The organism is Mesorhizobium sp. M1E.F.Ca.ET.063.01.1.1 (genome assembly GCF_003998155.1).
In the GTDB taxonomy this organism is placed as follows: Bacteria; Pseudomonadota; Alphaproteobacteria; order Rhizobiales; family Rhizobiaceae; genus Mesorhizobium.
Genome location: NZ_RZSC01001103.1, coordinates 1 through 1430 on the forward strand (window position 1 = coordinate 1; position 1430 = coordinate 1430).

Annotated in this window: 1 protein-coding gene; it reads left to right on the plus strand. The window is 64.7% G+C overall.

Features of this window, described 5'->3' with window-relative positions; all coding sequences use genetic code 11:
- Window positions 1–338: 338 nt before the first annotated feature.
- A partial coding sequence (gene mmsA / locus EOA29_RS36395) for a CoA-acylating methylmalonate-semialdehyde dehydrogenase (protein WP_127222386.1) occupies window positions 339–1430 on the plus strand: 1092 nt, incomplete at its 3' end.

The window sequence follows — 1430 nt, forward strand, 5'->3', positions numbered from 1 at the left end:
CGCCCACCCCCCTCTGGCCTGCCGGCCATCTCCCCCGCAAGGGGGGAGATTGGCAGCTTCCTTGACGGCGACTCTCCTCAAGCGTTGGTGATTGGCGAAAGCTGACGTGACGGCTGATCTCCCCCCTTGCGGGGGAGATGTCCGGCAGGACAGAGGGGGGTGTGAAGGAACTCAACCTTCAATCCTTTCAACGAACGACCAATGCCGCCATTTGCGGCAATTAATGCACATCGGACTGCTGTGGTCTATTTTTCGCACAACGGTTGCGTTTTGGCTCGCGTTGCCATTGCCGCCGCAAAGGCGGACAATGCACCATCACCAAAACAGGGAGAGAAACCATGATCGAATACGGTCATTTCATCGGCGGCAAGCGTGTCGCCGGCACCAGCGGCCGCAAGCAGGACGTCATGCAGCCGATGGACGGCTCCGTGCGAGGCACCGTGGCTCTGGCCTCGCAGGCGGAACTGCGCGCGGCTGTCGAGAACGCCAAGGCGGCGCAGCCGAAGTGGGCCGCCACCAACCCGCAGCGCCGCGTGCGCGTGCTGATGAAGTTCCTCGAGCTGGTCCAGCGCGACTATGACGAGCTGGCCGACATCCTGGCGCGTGAACACGGCAAGACGATCGCTGACGCCAAGGGCGACATCCAGCGCGGCCTCGAAGTCGTCGAGGTCTGCATCGGCGCGCCGCACATGATGAAGGGCGAGTTCACCGACGGCGCCGGCCCCGGCATCGACGTCTATTCGATGCGCCAGCCGCTCGGCGTCGTCGCCGGCATCACGCCGTTCAATTTCCCGGCGATGATTCCGCTGTGGAAGATCGCGCCGGCGATCGCCTGCGGCAACGCCTTCATCCTGAAGCCCTCGGAACGTGATCCGGGCGTGCCGATCCGCATCGCGGAGCTGTTCATCGAGGCCGGTCTGCCGGCCGGCATCCTCAACGTCGTCAACGGCGACAAGGAAGTGGTCGACGCCATCCTCGACGATCCGGACATCAAGGCCATCGGCTTTGTCGGGTCGACGCCGATCGCCCACTATATCTACTCGCGAGGCACCGCCTCTGGTAAGCGCGTGCAGTGCTTCGGCGGCGCCAAGAACCACATGATCATCATGCCCGACGCCGACATGGACCAGACCGTCGACGCCCTGATCGGCGCCGGCTACGGCTCGGCCGGCGAGCGCTGCATGGCGATCTCGGTGGCCGTGCCGGTCGGCAACGACACCGCCAACCGGCTGATGGAAAAGCTGGTGCCGCGCGTCGAAAGCCTCAAGGTCGGTCCGTCGACGGATTCCTCCGCCGATTTCGGCCCGCTGGTGACGGCGCAGGCGCTGGAGCGCGTCAAGGGCTATGTCGACCTCGGCGTTAAGGAAGGCGCCAAGCTCGTCGTCGACGGCCGCGGCTTCAAGATGCAGGGCTATGAGAACGGCTACTAT